Here is an 18,845-nt window from a genome sequence, read left to right as displayed (position 1 = left end):
CCTTTGTGAATCTGTTATACTGCTTATTTATTTTGAAAACCTTAAACATCAATTGGGAAATACCTTTTTATGTATCAAAAGAAAGAGCGTGGCGCAAAACCGTGGGTAATTATGGCTTGCGTCGTTGCAGCCTTTATTTGGCTTTTATATGCCTTGGGCGATGTTTTGACGCCGTTTATTGTGGCCGCCGTTTTGGCCTATGTTTTAAATCCCTTGGTCGAATGGCTGCAATTGAAGCGTATCCGCCGCGCACCGGCCTCCATGATTATTATGGCGTTTGCCTTGCTGGTATTGCTGTCGTTAGTGCTGATTATCGTGCCTATGTTGTTGAACCAGTTTAACAATCTGGCCGAACGCCTGCCGCAAATCGTGGGCTTTGTTCAAAACAAACTGCTGCCGTGGCTCAACAGCGTCAGTGGGGATTATATTCAAATCGATCAAGAATCAATCATCGCATGGTTACAGTCGCATACGGATGAGTTGAGCAATACGCTCAAAGCGTGGATTCCTACCTTGATGCGTCAAAGCGGCAACGTAATCAGCGGCGTCAGCAATTTGGTATTGTTGCCTTTGCTGTTGTATTACTTTTTGTTGGACTGGAAACGCTGGTCTTCCGGAATCAGCAAATTGGTTCCGCGCCGTTTTATCGAGACCTACACACGTATCAGCGGCAATATGGACGAAGTTTTGGGCGAATTTCTGCGCGGCCAGCTGATGGTTATGATGATTATGGGCTTGGTCTATGGCTTGGGCTTGATGTTGGTCGGTTTGGATTCCGGATTTGCCATCGGTATGATTGCCGGTATCTTGGTGTTTATCCCGTATTTGGGTGCATTTACCGGCCTTTTGCTGGCCACGGTTGCCGCGCTTTTGCAGTTCAACTCATGGCAGGACTTGTTGATGGTCTGGGCTGTATTCGGTGTCGGACAATTTTTGGAAAGCTTTTTCATTACGCCTAAAATCGTCGGTGACCGCATCGGTCTTTCGCCTTTCTGGGTGATTTTCTCGTTGATGGCTTTCGGGCAACTGATGGGCTTCGTTGGTATGCTTGCCGGCCTGCCGCTTGCCGCCGTCACGTTGGTTCTATTGCGTGAAGGTGCATCTGCCTATTTCGGCAGCCATTTCTACAAACATAAATAAATCGATCATTAAGGCCGTCTGAAATCCAAGTTTCAGACGGCCATTGATAACAAAGGAAGTCTATATGTTAGCCATTATCGGCGGCAGCGGTTTGACAAAACTGCCGGAGCTCGAAATTACTGAACGAAAAATCGTACGCACCCCTTACGGCTTAACCAGCAGCCCTATTTTGTTCGGCAGGTTAGGGCGCTTGGATATTGTTTTTCTTGCCCGCCACGGCTTCAGCCATACCATCGCGCCGCATGAAATCAACTATCGCGCCAATATTTGGGCATTACACTCTTTAGGCGTTGAAAACATTATTGCCATTTCCTCAGTCGTCGGTATCAATCCCGATTTTGAAAACGGCAGTTTGGTGTTGCCGGACGATTTAATCGACTATACCTATGGCCGTAAAGATACTTTTTTTGAAGGCCAAGAATGCCCTGTCGTCCATACCGATTTTTTCAACCCTTATTGCGATGAATTGCGACAAGAATTGTTGAATATCACGAAAGCGCACAATGTGCCGATTTACGATTCCGCCGTTTATGGTTGCCTGCAAGGCCCGCGCCGTCCGACCCGAGCAGAAATCGCCCGTTATCGCCGTGACGGGGTAGATGTACTCGGTATGACCGGTATGCCTGAAGCCGTTTTGGCCAGGGAGTTGAAAATGGCCTATGCCCACTTTTGCAGCGTCAGCAGCATTGATTGCTTTGATAGCGGAGTAGGGACTGATGGCTGTGATGAACAGACTTCTATGGCGATGACGAAAATCCGGCAATTATTGAATGGTTTGTAACTGATAATGCCGTCTGAAATAATGTTTTCAGACGGCATTGTTTTATTTAAGAAGCCGTTTCACGCGCCCAATGGGGCAGGGAAGCTTTTTGTTTGCGGAACGAGGCAAGTTGCATGCCCCGACATTTTTCAAAAATCAATTCGACCCCGCTTTGCAGCTGTAAAATCAAATTGGTATGCGTTTCCGTTTTAATAAAATCGATATTGCGTTGTACCAAGCGTTGAATGACGGCATATACATCAAGGCAGCCATTTGCAAAAAACCACGGATTCAACTTTACCCAACGGCCGCCGCTTAATGCAGTATTAGGCTGAAAATCAGCACGAATCTGTGTCAGCCGATTATCGGAGAAATGCAGTTCAATATCGCCATAAAGCCAAATATTCCAGCCTTTTTGTACCAACAAGCCTTTAGGGACGCAATCAGGCGCAGGAAACATCTGCAAAATAGACTCTGCCGATTGTCCGATTTCCAGATAGTCAAACCGGCCGGTATACAAAAAATCATAAATATCAATGGCAATAGGAAAGTGGTAACGCATGGCAACAACCATAGAAAAGCAATTAACCAAGCTATCTTAAACTTAAAATATAATGAAATCAATTCTTATTACTATTTATCAATATAAGAAAGGCCGTCTGTTGTTCAGACGGCCTTGTAGCTTTGGCTTAAACCGATATTTTGGTTTACTCAGCCTTTAAATCAGCTACGCACTGCTTATCGCGTGCCTCAAAAGCTTCCGCGCCACCCAAGAGTTTGAGTTGCTCCTCAGGGCTGATTTTGCCGAAGTTACGGATTTGCTCGTCAGAGAGTTTGCTTAAGGGCTGATCCCACATGCAGACACAATAGTCTTGAGCCAATTTCTCGTTTTGCGGATCCAAACCTTTTGCCTTTAAATCAGCTTGCCATTTTTCAGCAAAAGGAATGTTTTTCACACAAGACTCCACCACATTTTGTTTCATCTGCGGCTTGTTCATGGCGCATTGTGAGAGCAGGGCAGTCAGAGCCAGCAAAGACAAAATAATCCATGCCCAAATGCGGATGGTGCGGATTTTTGCCTTGGCTTTCTTTCTGGCTGCCAGTTGCTCTTCAGACGGCCTTTCCGTTTGTTGCTCAGTCATGCAGGCTTTCCATGCGGATCATGGTGATCGGAGCATCCACGCAGCTCAGAGCTTCAATCGCTGCGATAGCGCGTTTGACGTTGTGTTCCACTGTGGTGTGAGTCAGAATCACGATTTCGGCAGTGCTTTGATTAATCACGCCTTTTTGAATCAGAGCCTCGATAGAAACATTTTCTTTGGCCAAGAGTGCGGCAATTTGACCCAAAGTGCCCGGTTCGTCAGTTGCTTGAACGCGCAAATAGTAGCTGCTGGTGATTTCATCCATAGGCAGAATATTTTGCGCTTGAACTTGTGAAGGCTGGAATGCCAAGTGAGGAACACGATGGTCAGTTTCCGCTTCAATCAGGCGGGCAATATCAATGATGTCGGCAACTACGGCAGAAGCAGTCGGCAATGCACCGGCGCCTGCACCATAATACAAGGTTTCACCAACCATATCGGCATTGACACGGACAGCATTCATCACACCGTTAACGTTAGCCAGCAGACGGCTTTCAGGAATCAGAGTAGGGTGTACACGCAACTCAATGCCTTTGTCGGTTTTACGGGTAATGCCCAACAATTTGATACGGTAGCCGAGTTCTTCAGCATATTTGATGTCGCGGCTGTCGAGTTTGCTGATGCCTTCCAAATAGCAGGCAGAAAAGTTCATTGGCGTACCAAATGCCAATGCGCTCATAATCGTAATTTTATGGCCTGCATCATGACCTTCGATGTCAAAAGTAGGGTCAGCTTCAGCATAGCCCAAAGCCTGAGCTTCTTTCAGTACGTCTGCAAACGCGCTGCCTTTTTCGCGCATTTCAGTCAGAATGAAGTTGCTGGTGCCATTAATGATACCGGCGATACTGCGGATTTGGTTCGCAGCCAAGCCTTCACGCAAAGCCTTGATAATAGGGATACCGCCGGCAACAGCAGCTTCAAACTGCACCATGACATTTTTTTCTTCCGCCAAAGGGAAAATTTCATTGCCGTATTCAGCCAGCAGTTTTTTATTGGCAGTAACAATGTGTTTGCCGTTTTCAATCGCTTTTAATACCGCATCTTTGGCAATACCGGTACCGCCAAACAATTCAACAACAACATCAACATCTTGATGCTGAACCAGCTCAAACGGATCTTTGATAAAAGCAGCATTCGGGCAAATTTGTTTGGCTTTTTCTTCGCTCAAATCACAAACAGCAGAAATACGGACTTCACGCCCCAAGCGGCGGCTGATTTCCGCAGCGTTGTCCTGCAATACAGTGGCCGTACCGCCACCGACTGTACCCAAACCTAAAAGACCGATATTTACTGGCTTCATTGTGTCTCCTTTTGAGCCGATACTTTAAAATAATCACGAAAAACCAAGGCTTGTTATAATCGCTTGCAATCGTAAATTCAGAGCAAAGCATCAATGCACAAGGTTAAACGTTGAATCCTACCTGATATTGCTTGATTTTGCACCTTTTTTTGCAAGTTTCCCAAGGCCGTCTGAAAAATCGTTCTACCATAAAAACAGGAATTGCCATGAAAATCACAGAAAACCATATCGATGAAGCCACATCATTTTTTTCATCCTCACAAGGCATATTGCAAATCGGAGAACAAACATATTCAGAACCCATTTCCTGGCAAGATGGTAAAGTGAGCATCATTCCTCAAACAACCATCGAAGAATTAAACGAACAAATTTTTACATCAGCAATTGAAATAGCAGAAAACCGTCCAGAAGTCATTATTGTAGGCACAGGAGCAAAACAAAAATTTCTGCATCCTAAAATTGCAGCAGCATTATCAGCCTACGGAATCGGCTTAGAATGCATGAACACAGCCTCAGCTTGCCGAACTTTAGTTTTACTGCAAGGAGAAGGCCGAAGCACATGGGCTTGGTTGTGGCCATAATTTGTAGAAAAGACTTTTGCATCATACTAGTAAAAATTCGCATAATTTATATTATGTTAAATTCATAATGCTAGCATTTGTTCATTAAGATATCTGTTGCTCGTTTATTTAAACCTACTAAACTAATTCACGTTCCCTCATCTCAATATTCTCTTTTTTCTCACTAAGCTTTTTTTTATCTTAAAATAAAGTATAATTCAGCCAATAGATATCAATATTCATAATCACCGGCTCAACAATGCGCAGTCGCACCAAATTAGAAAAGGCAGAAATCACCCAATCCTTACGCAACGAGCTCTGGGAAAAACTCGGCAACGGTGAAATCGGCAAACCGATTATTCATCAAGTATTTGATTTTAAAGACGTAGCAAGAGCCCATATAGAAATGGACAAAGGCACGCATATTGGGAAAGTGATGTTGGATTTCACTTTGCTCAATCAATAAGGAGAAACACCATGAAACTTTCTATTCTCAATCTTGCCCCCGTTCGTGAAGGGCAAACTTATTTGCAAGCGGTCGATTCGATGGTGAATCTTGCAAAACATGCTGAGAACATTGGCATTGAACGCTATTGGATTGCTGAGCATCATAATATGAAAAATTTGGTGAGTTCAGCGACCGCACTTTTAATTCAACATACGCTAGCCAATACGAAAACTTTGCGTGTGGGGTCAGGTGGTGTGATGTTACCGAATCATTCGCCGTATGTAGTAGCTGAGCAATATGGCACACTGGAGACGCTTTATCCAAACCGTGTTGAACTCGGTTTAGGCCGTGCACCAGGAACTGATATGCAAACGGCTGCAGCACTTCGCCGTGGACGAAACAGTCTGGATTTCCCTGCTGAAATTGCAGAACTTCGAGGTTACTTTAAAGATTGCAACCCAGTTTCTGCTTATCCTTCTGCGGGCTTGAATATACCGTTTTACATTTTAGGATCTAGCACCGAAAGTGCGTATCTTGCGGCAGAGCTTGGCTTGCCTTACGCCTTTGCTTCACACTTTGCGCCACGCATGATGGAAATGGCGGTTGAGATTTACCGCAAAAACTTCAAACCTTCTACCTATCTTGCTGAACCTTATGTCATCTTAGGTGTGAACGCGATTGTTGCTGAAACCGATAAAGAAGCGAAACAACTGGCGACAACACAAACACTATTTTTCTTAAGCGTGGTGACTAACGCACAACAAAATTTACAACCGCCTATGGCTTCAGAAGAAGATGTTTGGAAAGCTCAAATGCACGCCCAAAAGAAACCGCACTTTGGCCCTGTCAATTTCGAGGAAATCCCAATTTACAACCAAGAGCGTGCCGTAGTAGAACAAATGACTGCTTGTTCGCTTATCGGTAGTCCTGAAAGCGTGGATTTTCAACTCAAGCAATTACGTGAGCGGGTACATTTTGATGAAATTATGGCAGTGAGCTATATTTTTGATGAACAAAAACAAACCCAATCTTACACGATGTTGAAAGCGATTGTGGATAAGCTATTGTAAAAAAACATGGCGAGATTATCTCGCCATGTTTTTATGCCTTAACCATTTTCGCTAACAAGATCTCTTTTAGTTTGTTATATACCCATATCACCCGCTCGGCAACAATCGTTTGATATGGTCGATACAAATAAAGCTGCCATTTTCCCTTTTCAATTTCAGGGAAGAGCTCCACCAATTGACCGTTTTCTAAATAGGGATCACAAACACTGTTAATAAGATAAGAGCAAGTGCGTCCAGCCAATGCTGATTGCAGTTCGCTTTGCACATCTGAGGCAAAAAAAATCGCGCGGTTTGGCATAAAGCGTTGTTCAGCATTGATTTGCCACTGCCAAATACGTTTGAGCTTAGGGTCAATCAAACCACTCAGCGGATAATTTTGAGCTAAATCTTGCAGATCTTTAGGAAAATCTAATCGCTTGAGCAAAGTTGGCGTCCCGACCAATTCCAGAATTTTGTCGTAGCTTTGGTCGGTTTGTATTTTGTCATCGGCTTCAGTAATCACTTCGTCAAATCAGACCGCCTGCAAACGGGCAGCTTTGGCAGGATTACGCGTTGAACCGTGCAGTACCACATGCGGAAACTGCGCTTTGAGCAGCTGTGCAAAGGCTACGCCCACGCCGCTGCCTGCACCACGCACCAGCACACGATCTTGCGGCGCGATACGAAGCTGCTGCAATGAGCCGAACGCGGTGTAGTAGGTTTCGGGGATGGCGGCAAGGGTTGTCCAATCCAAATCGGTATGAACGGGGTAAATTTGCTCGTTGGGTAGCAACAAATATTCGGCGTAGCTGCCGTCAAAGGCGCGCCCCATTTCGCCCATAATAGAGACGACCCTTTTGTCCGACCGCCAGCGCGGGCGTGGAACTTTGCGCCACTTCGCCTACACATTCAATGCCTAAAATGCGCAGAAAATGCACGGATGGCGATTTGCCTTCACGCGTGAAAATCTCAGAATGGTTGATGCCGAAGCCTTTGATTTTTACCAGTGACCAACCCTCTTTGATATCAGGTGTTGGCACGTCTTGATAAATTAGTTGTTCCAGGCCGCCAGCTTGGTAGATTTTTACGGCTTTCATGAAGTTTCCTAATAAATTGTTTTTACAGGGCGATTGCTGGGAGATATGTTAGCTTCGCAGAAACTTGCCCCGCACCGTTTTCAGGTAGCCCGAAGGCCGTCTGAAAACTCGGGAGAGGGCGTGCAGGCTGCTTTTTATGCTTTCAGGCTACCTGAAAACACCCCCTGCTAGTTTCACTTTCCTAACCACCCATTCTTCTCCAAATAATCCCGCGCCACGTGTTCCGCGTTTTCACCTTGCACTTTCACGCGGTAGTTCATCTCGCTCATTTCCTCTTCGCTAATTTTTCCCGCCAGTCGGTTAAGTGCGGTCACAATTTGACGATTTTTTTCGGCAAATTCCACTTTCATCAATGGTGCCCCCTGGTAAGCAGGAAACAGAGAAATATCGTCTTTCAGCAGGCGCAACTGGTATTGCTTCAATTCTGCATCGGTAGAAAAGGCTTCCACCAAGTCGATTTTGTCATTCAACAATGCGGTATAGCGTAAGGCAGGTTCCAAGCTAACAATATGTTTCAGCGTGATACCTGCTGCCTGCATGCCTTTGTAGCCGTCTGCTCGGTCGGTAAACTCCAGTGAGAAACCTGCTCGGATATCGGGTGCTACCTGCTTCAAGTCGCTGATGGCATTCAGTTGGTGCTCCGCGCCGTAGCTTTCTTTGACTGCCAACGCATAAGTGTTCTGATAAGACATTGGTGGCAGAAACTCTAACTGATATTGTTCCGCCAATAATTGTTTGCCCCGTTGATAGGTTTCATCTGGCGACAGATGGCGCTTCTTCTGTTCAGTTGGTACTTGTACTAAGGCTTCCAGCACTGTGCCGGTGAATTCAGGATAAATATCGATTTCGCCACTATTCAGTGCGCTAAACAGGAAAGTAGTTTTGCCAAAATTAGGTTTGACTGTGACTTTCACGTTCGAATTCTCACGTTCAATCAATAATTTATACATGTTAATCAGAATATCCGGCTCACTCCCCATTTTGCCGGCAACCACCACGTTTTTTGTGGCAGGTGTAAATGAAATCTGCGACAGACCGAGTGCGCCGAAGCCCACCACCAATGCAAGAATAATCGGCAACTTGCGTCGTGATTTCTGCAACAGCCCGATAATGCCGCTTACACCGACAGCCAATAATGCGGAGAGCAATGCGCCGGTAAACGTCATTGTCATGTTGTTGCGGTCAATGCCGAGCAGAATCAGGTTACCCAAGCCGCCTGCACCAATTAACGCCGCCAGAGTTGCCGTGCCGACAATCAGCACCGCCGCCGTGCGAATGCCCGAAATCATGGCAGGCAAAGCCATCGGTAGCTCAATCCGCCACAATGATTGCCAGCGCGATAGTCCGAATGCAGTGTATGCATCTTGAATCGATTGGTCGATTTGGGTCAGCCCCAAATAGGTATTTTGAAAAATCGGCAACAGCGCGTATAGCGTGAGCGCAATCAAGACGGGCGGCGAACCGATACCAACAAACGGAATCAGCAAACCCAGCAGCGCCAAAGACGGAATGGTTTGCAATATATTGGTGAACTGCAATACCGCTTCCGCTGCCCGCTGTCTGCGCGCAAACAACACGGCCGCAGGCACCGCAATTGCCACTGCCACGAGCAAAGCCAGTCCGGAAAGCCATAAATGCGTAAGTAGCATTTGCCAGAGTTCTGCTAGGGTAACGTTTAGGGATGAGAGCATAGTTTTAATTGTTATGGTTAGTATGTTGAATAATAGATGTTTATGTTTGCTTTACAGTAAGGTATTAGCGCCTTGAAAGAGGTTTCAGACGGCCTTCACCATCATAACATTGCCCTTCTCACAGCTTCCTGTCCCTGTTTATCCAACCGTAAGAATTGGTGGATGATGCGTTCGGCATCGGGTGCGTCGGCGGTGGAAAACAGCGATTGCACATAATCATTTGCCGGCTGCTTTTTGATTTCTTCAGGTGTGCCGATTTGTACCAGTTTGCCATTATGCATTACACCGATACGGCAAGCGAGTTTGGCGGCTTCCTGCATATCATGGGTAACGAAAACGATAGTGGTGCCAAATTTTTGGTGAATCATAGCAATTTGGTCTTGCAGCACGGTGCGCACCAGCGGGTCAAGTGCTGAAAACGGTTCGTCCATCAGCAGAACTTGGGGCTTGGCTGCAATGGCTCGCAAAATGCCGATGCGCTGCTGTTCACCGCCGGAAAGTTCGTGCGGATAGCGGTCGCGGTAGTGCGCAGGGTCAAGTTCCACCAGCTCCAATAATTCATTCACACGCGTTTTGCGTTCGGCTTTCGGCCAGCCCAGTACGTCAGGCATGAGTTCGATATTTTCCGCGACGGTCATGGTGGGAAAAAGCGCGATTTGCTGCAATACGTAACCAATTTGGTGGCGGAGCTGACGGATGTCGTAGTCTTTAATCCGTTTCCCGTGCAGATAAACGTTGCCATCGGTCGGTTCAATTAGCGCGTTAATCATGCGTAAAGTGGTGGATTTGCCGCTACCCGAGCCACCCACCAACACGAAAAATTCACCCTGATAAATGGTCAAATCCAAATCACGCACAGCATATTTGCCGTCATAATGCTTGCCTGTGCCACGAAACTCGATAAATGGGACAAGATTATTTTGCATATTGTGCCTTTACTACGTCTTCAAAACTAATCGGTGCGCGTCCCAACAACTGCGGCAGGTCGTCTGAAACGGTAGCAAGCTCGCCTTTGGCAATGGCAGTGTAGGTAGAAACCCAGGCTTCAATCTGCCAATCGGGCGTGTCAGGATACTCAGCTTTGCGGCTGGCGAAGGCTTCTTCCACAGTTTCATTGTGGTAGCAGTGCGGTTTGCCGGTGATTTCGGTTAAGATGGCGGCTATTTCAACAAAACTTAATGATTGGGAACCGGTCAGTGTGTAGGTCTGATTATCGTGGTGGTGATTGTCGCAAGCGATGTCGGCGATAACGTTTGCCGCTGCTTGGGCGACATCGCGCTGTGAAATGCAGGTAACGCGCCCGTCGTCGGCTGGGCCTGCGATGATGCCGTCTGCATTAGCAATTGTTGCCATCATCTCACTGTAAAAATTGTCGCGCAGAAAGGTGTAGCGCATATTTGTTTGCCGGATTGCATTTTCGGTAACCGCATGAGTACGCGCCAGCGTGAAGGTGCTGTCCAACGCCGCTTGAGCAAAAGAGAGATAGACAATATGCTTCACGCCCGCTTCCGAAGCAGCCTGCACCAAAGTCAAATGCTCCTGTTCGCGCATCGGACTTTCGGCGGCGGACACCATAAACAGCACGTCCACCCCATTTAAAGCCTGCTTAGCAAGCTCCAAATCGCCATAGGCAAACCGTCGCGCCTCGCAGTTCGTGAGATTGGGCGCTTTGGCGGGGTTACGCAGCGGCAGGATAAGCGGCAGGCCGCATGTGCTCAGATGACGGGCGACCATACCACCGATGTTGCCGCTGGAGCCAGTGATGGCTAGATTCATGTTGTTTTCCTTATGCGTTTTCTAAAGAGACAGCTTTGCCGTTTACAGGGTTTCTGTAAAACCATGTGCATGCTGCTTTTTGAGTTTCAGGTAGACTGAATAGATTCAAGGGATGGTTTATTGATGGTTATTATTGTAGCAGTTTTCCTACATACGATAAGCCGCGAAAGACTTACTTGATTATTAAGCTGAATAATACCGCAGGGCGATTTTTCAGGTATATTACGACCAAGCAGGTAATGGAAAACAGGCAGACCCCGACTATATGCGCTGGCAGCCTGTTGCGGTATGGGATGCCTACCTGCGTTATAAAATCGGCAAAAATCTGACTGCCGAACTGGTGGGCAGCAATCTGACCAACCGCTACTATCTCGACCCGATGAGCCGCTCCTATCTGCCTGCACCAGGTAGGACAATCCGTATTGGGATAACTGGAAAATGGTAATGACCAATTAATCATTTTGAGAGTAAAAAGCCGTCTGAACATTGGATTTCAGACGGCTTTTTACATGATGGCTTAGTTATGCCCTACTCTTTCATGTTATATGAAAGTTGAAGCTAACCTGCATAATTTTTATATCTTCTGCTTTGGAATTAAAAAAGCTGTTTGAAAATGAAACGTCTATATTTCAGACGGCCTTTGCTTTATAGCAAACTCAAAATTTAAGCCGCGAAATCCAACCCTATGTCCAACGAACGGCTGCTGTGGGTCAGATAGCCGAGGGCGATGCCGTCCACGCCGGTTTGTGCCACACGCTTCAGGCGGTTGAAGCCGATGCCGCCCGATGCTTCGCAATAGATAGTGTGTGTGTGGCAACGGTTTGCCGCTTCTTTCAAGGTTTCATCGTCCATGTTGTCCAGCAAAATCCGTTCCGCGCCCGCCGCGATGGCTTCGTCCAGTTGCGCCAATGTGTCCACTTCGATTTCCACGCAGGTCAACGGTCCGACCGCCTGTTTTGCCTGCTGCACAGCTTGGGCGATGCTGTCACAATAGGCAAGATGGTTGTCTTTGATGAGGATGGCGTCGTCCAAGCCCATGCGGTGGTTCACACCCCCACCTGCTCTGACGGCGTATTTTTGCAGGACGCGAAGCAGTGGGATGGTTTTGCGGCTGCACACGATGTCCACATTGTAACCAGCAACTTCGGCTACTGCGCGAGCGGTAGCGGTGGCGATGCCGCTTAAGTGCGTGAGGTAGTTGAGCGCGGTGCGTTCGGCGGCGAGCAGCGCGCGGGCGTTGCCTTCGACGGCGGCAAGCGTCTGACCTGCGCGGACGGCTTGTCCGTCTCGGTTTTCGGCTTGGAAGCGGACGGACGGATCCATCGTCTGAAAGGCAAGACGTGCCAAGTCCATGCCGGCGATGACGCCGTTTTCGCGGCTGACGAGGAAGAGTTTGGCGGTTTTATCGGGGGCGATGACGGCGGCGGACGTAATGTCGCCGCGCCTGCCCAAGTCTTCGCTCAGGGCTTGTTCGACCATGGGGCGCAACAGGGTGTCGGGCAGGGGGAAGAGGGTGTTTTCAGACGACATGGGGTTTCCTTTGTTGAAAAAGATTGATGTTGCACCGATGGAGCAAAACTTCATTTTATAGTGGATTAACAAAAACCAGTACGGCGTTGCCTCGCCTTAGCTCAAAGAGAACAATTCTCTCCGGCGTCATCTGATTATTTTGAAATTGCCATTTCAATGACTTGCTCAACATAGTTGTTTTCCAAATCAATTACGTCTCCTTTTCTTTGTTTTGATATTTTTAATTCGTCATACGCGTAAAAAATAGCAATTTTTTTCCCTTCACAAAATAAATGTCTGTCGGATTTATTCATCATATACATACTTTCATTCCTTACGATGCCTTCACCATCTATAAAACTAAAACTATTCGGTATGTTTCTTCTTTCCATTCCCGCCTCATATATTGACGATATTACTCCGGAAACGCTTCTGGTGATAATCTGTCCGGAATCAATATTAGCCCACCATTCATCCGACGCAAACAATCCTTTGTCTTTTTTGATGCCAAAGATACTTTCGTCATTCAATGACAGTAATCTTGTATCTTCAATATGCTCCTTCTTTTTTCTATTTTTCATATCTTTTTTAAAATCATAAACCAAATACATATCATCATCTAAATTTAAATAGCTCATTTTATATCTCCAATTTTTTCAAAATGAATAATCTGTTTCTCAAAAGCTTCTTTGCCGCCAGATTTCCCCAGTCCTGTATTGACTACCCCTTTTCCTTTATTCACATGTGGTTTTCCTTGGCCTTCAAGCTTGAATTGCACTTGTGTTTTTTCAGTCCATCCCTTATTTGTGCGAGGTAAATCTGGAAAAAGTTTGCCTGTGGCTGAGTTGCCTGTGGTGCCAATCTTTTTTAAAACTTCCATAGTTCCTGGTAAGGTGTTCAAGCACCAAGTGAATCGGTTCCGTACTATCTGTACTGTCTGCGGCTTCGTCGCCTTGTCCTGATTTTTGTTAATCCACTATAGGTCGTCTGAAAACGGGCTAACGGCTGCCCAGCGGCAGTCCGATGTCCGAAATCAGCCTGTCGGGCAGGACGTCGTCGCGGAAGCGGTAAAGCTGCGCGGGACGGCCTTTGCTGCCCGATACGCCGGTATCCGACGGCTCGATGAGGTTTTGCTGCTGAATCTGGCGGCGGAAGTTTTGTTTGTGCAGCAGTCTGCCGCTGATGGCTTCGACACTGTTTTGCAGTTGCAGCAGCGTAAATTCGGGCGGCATCAGTTCGAAAATAACGGGGCGGTATTTGATTTTGGCGCGCAGGCGGGACAGGGCGGTTGCCAACACGCGGCGGTGGTCGTGGCGCATGGGCTGCCCCGTGAGCGCAAAGTCGAAGTTTGCCTGCGGCTCGGCGGCTTCCGCTATCAGGCCGCTTTCATACAGCATTTCATAGCGTTGCAAAACGTATTCTTCCGACCAGTTTTCCGGTTCGACGCCCCAGCACAAATGAATGCGCTTGAGCCGCTTTTGGCGCACTTCCTCCGTGTCCGCCGAGTTTGCCCAAATGCGCAGGCGGCTGATAATGGCGTCGCGCTGCCCGCCGTCGGTGCGCAAGTCTTCCCACGGGAAATAACCGTAGCAGTCCTGCCATTTCGCGTCGGGATGCAGGATGCTGTCGGCGGCCTCGCGTACCAGCCCCAAATAGCTGACGTACAAGACGGGCATGCCGTGTTCGTTGCGGCGGTGGGTATCGACAAAGGTGTAAAGCTGTTCCACATAGCCCATAGGCTGCGAAGTCTGCTTGGCGACCCACATCCTGACTCCTGCTTGCAGAGAGTGGCGAAGCGGTGCAAGCAGGCCATTGGGTAATAGCTCTCCTTTGGCAACTGTCAAAACCCTCAAGCTGCCGTTTGTAATGGCAATAAGTACAGGAACCAGCTCGACGATACTTTGCGGATTGGCTGCTGTTTCAGGATAGGCATCCATGCGTAGCTTTCATTCAAGAGAAAACCTTATTGTAAACCAAAGCGGTTTTCAGATGACCTTGCATATTATACTCAAGTTGAGCATAATATAAAAACTATTTGAAACATAGACGGCAAACCTTTATGCCGTCTGAAAAACAGCCACAAGGAAACATCATGCAAACCGCCGCCCGCCGCTCGTTCGACTACGATATGCCCCTCATTCAGACGCCGACTTCCGCCTGCCAAATCCGTCAGGCGTGGGCGAAGGTTGCCGACACACCCGACCGCGAGACGGCAGGCCGTCTGAAAGATGAAATCAAGGCTTTGTTGAAGGAGAAAAACGCGGTCTTGGTGGCGCATTATTACGTCGATCCGCTGATTCAGGATTTGGCTTTGGAAACGGGCGGATGCGTGGGCGATTCGCTGGAGATGGCGCGCTTCGGCGCGGAACACGAAGCCGATACATTGGTGGTGGCGGGCGTACGCTTCATGGGCGAGAGCGCGAAAATCCTCTGCCCTGAAAAAACAGTGCTGATGCCTGATTTGGAAGCAGAATGTTCTTTGGATTTGGGTTGCCCGGAAGAGGCGTTTTCAGCGTTTTGCGACCAACACCCCGACCGCACAGTCGTAGTGTACGCCAACACTTCCGCTGCCGTGAAAGCGTGTGCCGACTGGGTGGTCACGTCTTCGGTGGCGTTGGAAATCGTGTCGTATTTGAAATCGCGCGGCGAGAAGTTGATTTGGGGACCCGACCGCCACCTCGGCGACTACATCCGCCGCGAAACGGGCGCGGATATGCTGCTGTGGCAGGGTTCGTGTATCGTCCATAACGAATTCAAAGGGCAGGAATTGGCGGCGTTGAAGGCGGAACATCCCGACGCGGTGGTGCTGGTTCATCCCGAATCGCCTCAAAGCGTCATCGAATTGGGCGACGTGGTCGGCTCGACCAGCAAGCTACTCAAAGCCGCCGTATCGCGCCCCGAAAAAAAATTCATCGTGGCGACCGATTTGGGCATCCTGCACGAAATGCAAAAGCAGGCACCCGACAAAGAGTTTATCGCCGCCCCGACGGCGGGCAACGGCGGAAGCTGCAAAAGCTGCGCGTTCTGCCCGTGGATGGCAATGAATTCGCTGGGTGGCATCAAATACGCCCTGGCAAGCGGGTACAACGAAATCCTGTTGGACAGAAAGCTGGGAGAAGCCGCCAAACTGCCTTTGCAGCGTATGCTCGACTTCGCGGCAGGGCTGAAGAAAAAAGATGTGTTCAACGGCATGGGCCCCGCCTGATTTTCCGTCCATATTGCCGTTTCAGACGACCTCTCAAACAAGGACAACACCATGCAAACCGATTGCGACGTATTGATTGCCGGAAACGGGCTGGCGGCATTGACGCTCGCCTTGTCGCTGCCTGAATCGTTCCGCATCGTCATTTTGTGCAAAAACTGGCTGGACGACACCGCCAGCCGTCATGCGCAAGGCGGGATTGCGGCGGTGTGGTCGGGAGAGGATGACATCGGAAAACACGTTGCCGATACTTTGGAAGCGGGAGCAGGTTTGTGCAACGAAGCCGCCGTCCGCACCATCCTGTCGCAGGGCAAACCGGCAATCGAATGGCTGCTGGCGCAGGGCGTGGCGTTCGACCAAAATAATAACGACCTGCACCTGACGCGCGAAGGCGGGCATACCTGCCGCCGAATCGTCCACGTCGCCGACTACACGGGCGAAGCCGTCATGCAGAGCCTGATCGCCCAAATACGCCGCCGCCCGAACATCCGCGTTTGCGAGCGGCAGATGGCGTTGGACGTTCAAACCGAATCAGGCGCAGTGTGCGGGCTAACCGTCCTTGACCGCCGAACGCAAGAAACCTACCGCATCCACGCCCATCATACCGTACTTGCAGGCGGCGGCTTGGGGCAGATTTACGCCGCCACCACCACGCCGCCCGAATGCACGGGCGACGCTATCGCCATGGCGATACGCGCAGGCTGCGTAGTCGAAAACCTCGAATTTATCCAATTCCACCCTACAGGCTTGGCAAGGCCGTCTGAAAACGGCCGCACCTTCCTGATTTCCGAAGCCGTGCGCGGCGAAGGCGGCATCCTAACCAACCAATCGGGCGAACGGTTTATGCCGCATTACGACCGCCGCGCCGAACTCGCACCGCGCGACATCGTTGCCCGCGCCATCGCCGCCGAAATCGCCAAACAAACGCAAGACTTCGTCTCACTCGACATCAGCCATCAACCCGCGGCGTTCGTCCGTCAGCATTTCCCGTCCATCTATCGGCACTGCCTGTCCCAATGCGGCTTGGACATCACGCGCCAAGCCATCCCCGTCCGCCCCGTGCAACATTACACCTGCGGCGGCATCCAAACCGACCCCTGCGGCAGAACCTCCCTGCCGCAGCTCTACGCCTTAGGCGAAACCGCCTGCACAGGGCTGCACGGAGCCAACCGCCTCGCCAGCAACTCCCTGCTCGAATGCGTCGTGACCGCCAGACTTGCCGCACAAACCATCGCGGACGGACAAGCGTTCCAAACCGAACCATTCCAAAGGCCGTCTGAAAGCTCCTCCGCCGAAGCTGGCATCTTTTCAGACGGTCTCCAAAACGCATTCAGCCGCCCCACCCTGCAAGCGTTCAACCAACGCCATCTGGGCATCCTCCGCAACGATACCGACCTGCGCCGCGCTATCGCCCAACTGCGGCTTTGGAAGCAAAACCTGGCCAAACCACACACTGCGTCCGAATACGAAAACCGCAACCTACTCGAATGCAGCCTCGCCCTTGCCCAAGCCGCATACAGGCGGAGACAGAACATTGGCGCGCATTTTAATAGTGATTGTTAAAACTGATAGAGACCTTTGCAAAATACCCCTCTTCCTTATTTCCCCCATATGGGAAAACCACCTATCATCATTTTCTCGTACATGGGATTCAACTATTGACAATGAAATTCCCATTTCTTGCTCTATTTGACTTAAAAAAGATACTGCGATTTTCTTTGCTTCTTGATAATTAATTATCATGGCAATACTCCAAATTGAAAATGTTTGAAGGTAGTAAAATTGACTTCGCCTCCTTTTTGTATTTGCCTATTAATATACCTTTTTGGACAACTGCGCTTTATAGCCCGCGCAAGATCGGCACATTAAACAAAGGCCGTCTGAAACCGTATTTGTTGTTTCAGACGGCCTTTTGGCTCAAAACCTGAGAACCGCATGCGTGCGTTCCGCACACATGCTACTTGTTGAGTTTAAGTTTTATATGGGCTATGGTTTGCATTTCCAAATGCGCTTGTTATTTAAAAAAAGAAAAATAAACCTGTCTGTTTGGAAATAGCCAGCTGAGTTAAAAATAAAATATTTTGATATATTCTAAGAGGGATATCTGTCAATGCCTGATGGGAATTATCTTGTAAAAAATTTCTTAGAATAATTAATTTTCTTAAATCAATTATTTTTTCATCCTCATAATCATCTATATATGTATCTATTATCTCATTTATTTCATCGAAGAAATTTTTCTCAAATAACAAATTAACCTCTTGTTCTGAAAGTTTAAATACATATAGCTCATTATCATCAGCTTGATCGTAATCTAATTTTTTCATGGCCTCAACACTTAAAGGGACAACTATCTGTTTCATATCAATGACTCCTTATCTTAAAATGTGTTATTTCATTATATTCAGCTTGAGTGCATCCCTGCTGCTTACCATTCGCATTAATTTTATTATTTGGTATATTACCATTCAAATCCAAATAAGGTCGTTTTCCAGATATTTTAGTATCTAAAATTCTAAAATAATTTCCTTCAATATCATGAATAATTTGGATCCCATTTTGCCCCTGATAAATTGCCTTACCTTTAGGGGTAAAGCTAACTGATGGGTTTGTCCCTACAAATTTTCTTATTGCCGCATTTAAATCTGCTTCTTGCCAATTTTGACTATACAAATTAGCTCTGCCTGCTCCACCAGCTTTATTTTGCTGAGTAAATCCCATCTCCCCATCGAGGATGGACATCTTCCCAGTCTTTTGTACCAGTGGTTTATGTGTTTCCGCTGTCTTAATACTTTTAGCTAATTTAGAGGGGACATTAACAGCCTTTGACGGCAAACTCCGTCCCAAAGACACAGCTGCTACCGCTTTCTCCGTTACATCCTCTACCTGCTTGCCGATGGCGCGTTCAACAGGATTCTCGTATGGAACAAGTTCTTTGCCCCAGTTCGAATAGTCCGTAATGCCGAATACATAATGCGGCGGACCCGCCTGCAGGTTGTTGGCTAGGGTATTGCCGATGCCCTTACCTACTCCTCTGCCTATTGTGCCGTAGGTCTTTTCTTCAATGGTTCTGTTCCTTTGCGCTTCGGTATGGACCGGATTTTGTCCCAACTTTGCTCTTAGATCTCGATAGCCTGTATGTTCGGCAAATTTACCGCTGTCTCTGTAATA

The 18,845-nt window shown here is 48.1% G+C and carries 22 protein-coding genes and 1 pseudogene; 8 read left to right on the top strand and 15 right to left on the bottom strand.

What is annotated here, in order from left to right; translation table 11 throughout:
• The first annotated feature begins 69 nt into the window (after positions 1-69).
• Complete coding sequence (locus HMPREF2675_RS04140; protein WP_070814154.1) at positions 70-1,140, top strand: AI-2E family transporter; 1,071 nt, start codon at positions 70-72, stop codon at positions 1,138-1,140.
• 64 nt (positions 1,141-1,204) lie between these two features.
• The gene (locus HMPREF2675_RS04135) at positions 1,205-1,921 is read left to right on the top strand and encodes an S-methyl-5'-thioinosine phosphorylase (RefSeq protein WP_070814153.1); all 717 of its coding nucleotides are present in this window, start codon (positions 1,205-1,207) and stop codon (positions 1,919-1,921) included.
• Between the two features lie 46 nt (positions 1,922-1,967).
• On the opposite strand, the gene HMPREF2675_RS04130 is transcribed toward HMPREF2675_RS04135, so the two are convergent.
• The 3 genes from HMPREF2675_RS04130 to HMPREF2675_RS04120 all read right to left on the bottom strand — a co-directional run bounded on the left by HMPREF2675_RS04130 (position 1,968) and on the right by HMPREF2675_RS04120 (position 4,342).
• A complete protein-coding gene (locus HMPREF2675_RS04130; RefSeq protein WP_070814241.1) occupies positions 1,968-2,462 on the bottom strand; it encodes a hypothetical protein in 495 nt (164 codons plus the stop codon).
• A 145-nt stretch (positions 2,463-2,607) separates the two neighbouring features.
• Entirely contained in the window at positions 2,608-3,042 is a 435-nt protein-coding gene (locus tag HMPREF2675_RS04125; protein ID WP_070814152.1) for a hypothetical protein, read from the bottom strand.
• Positions 3,035-4,342, bottom strand: coding sequence for a homoserine dehydrogenase (locus tag HMPREF2675_RS04120; RefSeq protein WP_049330891.1), 1,308 nt, complete (start codon positions 4,340-4,342; stop codon positions 3,035-3,037). Before HMPREF2675_RS04120 ends, HMPREF2675_RS04125 begins: the two co-directional genes overlap by 8 nt.
• Positions 4,343-4,548: 206 nt before the next feature.
• Here HMPREF2675_RS04120 and HMPREF2675_RS04115 point away from each other — a divergent pair, with 206 nt between their 5' ends.
• From HMPREF2675_RS04115 to HMPREF2675_RS04105, 3 genes are all read left to right on the top strand, one after another.
• Positions 4,549-4,923 (top strand): Mth938-like domain-containing protein, encoded by a 375-nt coding sequence (locus HMPREF2675_RS04115; protein WP_070814240.1) that lies wholly within the window; start codon positions 4,549-4,551, stop codon positions 4,921-4,923.
• A 238-nt stretch (positions 4,924-5,161) separates the two neighbouring features.
• Positions 5,162-5,368 carry a zinc-binding dehydrogenase gene (locus tag HMPREF2675_RS04110; protein ID WP_049249357.1) on the top strand — a complete coding sequence of 69 codons (207 nt, stop codon included), beginning with the start codon at positions 5,162-5,164 and terminating at the stop codon, positions 5,366-5,368.
• An 11-nt stretch (positions 5,369-5,379) separates the two neighbouring features.
• Positions 5,380-6,420: an LLM class flavin-dependent oxidoreductase gene (locus HMPREF2675_RS04105; protein WP_070814151.1), complete on the top strand. Its 1,041-nt coding sequence runs from the start codon at positions 5,380-5,382 to the stop codon at positions 6,418-6,420.
• A 31-nt stretch (positions 6,421-6,451) separates the two neighbouring features.
• On the opposite strand, the gene HMPREF2675_RS11370 is transcribed toward HMPREF2675_RS04105, so the two are convergent.
• The 6 genes from HMPREF2675_RS11370 to HMPREF2675_RS04080 form a co-directional block, all read right to left on the bottom strand.
• Entirely contained in the window at positions 6,452-6,922 is a 471-nt protein-coding gene (locus HMPREF2675_RS11370) for a type 2 periplasmic-binding domain-containing protein (RefSeq protein ID WP_210399845.1), read from the bottom strand.
• Between the two features lie 9 nt (positions 6,923-6,931).
• Positions 6,932-7,240 (bottom strand): MDR/zinc-dependent alcohol dehydrogenase-like family protein, encoded by a 309-nt coding sequence (locus HMPREF2675_RS11365; protein WP_168167154.1) that lies wholly within the window; start codon positions 7,238-7,240, stop codon positions 6,932-6,934.
• Complete coding sequence (locus HMPREF2675_RS11360) at positions 7,215-7,496, bottom strand: alcohol dehydrogenase catalytic domain-containing protein (RefSeq protein ID WP_070814150.1); 282 nt, start codon at positions 7,494-7,496, stop codon at positions 7,215-7,217. The genes HMPREF2675_RS11365 and HMPREF2675_RS11360 overlap by 26 nt, the downstream gene beginning before the upstream one ends.
• Before the next feature lie 173 nt (positions 7,497-7,669).
• Positions 7,670-9,187 (bottom strand): ABC transporter permease/substrate-binding protein, encoded by a 1,518-nt coding sequence (locus tag HMPREF2675_RS04090; protein ID WP_070814149.1) that lies wholly within the window; start codon positions 9,185-9,187, stop codon positions 7,670-7,672.
• Positions 9,188-9,288: 101 nt separating this feature from the next.
• Entirely contained in the window at positions 9,289-10,113 is an 825-nt protein-coding gene (locus tag HMPREF2675_RS04085; RefSeq protein WP_070814148.1) for an ABC transporter ATP-binding protein, read from the bottom strand.
• On the bottom strand, positions 10,103-10,963 hold the full coding sequence (locus HMPREF2675_RS04080; RefSeq protein WP_070814147.1) for an SDR family oxidoreductase: 861 nt from the start codon (positions 10,961-10,963) through the stop codon (positions 10,103-10,105). The genes HMPREF2675_RS04085 and HMPREF2675_RS04080 overlap by 11 nt, the downstream gene beginning before the upstream one ends.
• 265 nt (positions 10,964-11,228) lie before the next feature.
• On the opposite strand from HMPREF2675_RS04080, the gene HMPREF2675_RS04075 reads away from it, so the two are divergent.
• Entirely contained in the window at positions 11,229-11,408 is a 180-nt protein-coding gene (locus tag HMPREF2675_RS04075) for a TonB-dependent receptor (RefSeq protein WP_070461572.1), read from the top strand.
• Between the two features lie 218 nt (positions 11,409-11,626).
• On the opposite strand, the gene nadC is transcribed toward HMPREF2675_RS04075, so the two are convergent.
• The 4 genes from nadC to HMPREF2675_RS04055 all read right to left on the bottom strand — a co-directional run bounded on the left by nadC (position 11,627) and on the right by HMPREF2675_RS04055 (position 14,409).
• Positions 11,627-12,493, bottom strand: coding sequence for a carboxylating nicotinate-nucleotide diphosphorylase (gene nadC / locus HMPREF2675_RS04070; RefSeq protein ID WP_070814146.1), 867 nt, complete (start codon positions 12,491-12,493; stop codon positions 11,627-11,629).
• A 134-nt stretch (positions 12,494-12,627) separates the two neighbouring features.
• Positions 12,628-13,110 (bottom strand): hypothetical protein, encoded by a 483-nt coding sequence (locus HMPREF2675_RS04065; protein WP_013449309.1) that lies wholly within the window; start codon positions 13,108-13,110, stop codon positions 12,628-12,630.
• Complete coding sequence (locus tag HMPREF2675_RS04060) at positions 13,107-13,352, bottom strand: hypothetical protein (RefSeq protein ID WP_016687381.1); 246 nt, start codon at positions 13,350-13,352, stop codon at positions 13,107-13,109. The genes HMPREF2675_RS04065 and HMPREF2675_RS04060 overlap by 4 nt, the downstream gene beginning before the upstream one ends.
• A gap of 118 nt (positions 13,353-13,470) precedes the next feature.
• Entirely contained in the window at positions 13,471-14,409 is a 939-nt protein-coding gene (locus HMPREF2675_RS04055; RefSeq protein WP_070814145.1) for an NUDIX hydrolase, read from the bottom strand.
• Between the two features lie 155 nt (positions 14,410-14,564).
• Between HMPREF2675_RS04055 and nadA the strand changes: the two genes are divergently transcribed.
• Positions 14,565-15,677, top strand: a complete 1,113-nt coding sequence (gene nadA, locus HMPREF2675_RS04050; protein ID WP_070814239.1) for a quinolinate synthase NadA — start codon at positions 14,565-14,567, stop codon at positions 15,675-15,677.
• Positions 15,678-15,728: 51 nt separating this feature from the next.
• Positions 15,729-17,237, top strand: coding sequence for an L-aspartate oxidase (gene nadB, locus HMPREF2675_RS04045; protein ID WP_070814144.1), 1,509 nt, complete (start codon positions 15,729-15,731; stop codon positions 17,235-17,237).
• A gap of 455 nt (positions 17,238-17,692) precedes the next feature.
• Here nadB and HMPREF2675_RS04040 read toward each other — a convergent pair whose 3' ends face one another.
• Complete coding sequence (locus tag HMPREF2675_RS04040) at positions 17,693-18,037, bottom strand: hypothetical protein (protein WP_070814143.1); 345 nt, start codon at positions 18,035-18,037, stop codon at positions 17,693-17,695.
• Between the two features lies 1 nt (position 18,038).
• Positions 18,039-18,845 (bottom strand): annotated as a pseudogene (locus HMPREF2675_RS11515) (hypothetical protein); the annotation flags it as partial.

Source organism: Neisseria sp. HMSC061H08 (assembly GCF_001836795.1).
GTDB classification, from domain to species: Bacteria; Pseudomonadota; Gammaproteobacteria; order Burkholderiales; family Neisseriaceae; genus Neisseria; species Neisseria subflava_A.
The sequence above is the reverse complement of the archived record's forward strand: the minus strand, read 5'-3'. Positions and strand labels throughout refer to the sequence as shown.